This window comes from Limimaricola sp. G21655-S1 (genome assembly GCF_027213785.1).
Lineage (GTDB): Bacteria > Pseudomonadota > Alphaproteobacteria > Rhodobacterales > Rhodobacteraceae > Limimaricola.
Map to the genome: position 1 here is coordinate 1 of NZ_JAPWGO010000407.1, position 248 is coordinate 248.

The following is a 248-nucleotide window of genomic DNA, read 5'->3' on the forward strand; positions in this document are numbered from 1 at the left end:
GTGCAGGTGGCGTGCGGCAACTTCCTTGCCCGTGCCAGAGGCACCGGTGATCAGCACGGGTGTCTTGAGTTGCGCCACCCGTTCCAGCACCGCGCGCACGTCTGAAATGGCGGCAGAACTGCCAATCAGGTCTGTGCGGCGGCTGCCGGGGTCAGATTGCGCCAGCGCCCGGCGCAACGCCTGATTTTCACGCTTCAGCTGCGCCACCTCAAGGCTGCGTCGCAGCGAATTGACGATCTGATTGGAGC

At 64.5% G+C, this 248-nt stretch carries 1 protein-coding gene; it reads right to left on the reverse strand.

What is annotated here, in order from left to right:
• Positions 1–248: sigma 54-interacting transcriptional regulator (locus tag O4G76_RS21260; RefSeq protein ID WP_269399077.1), on the reverse strand; the 248-nt coding region annotated here is incomplete at both ends.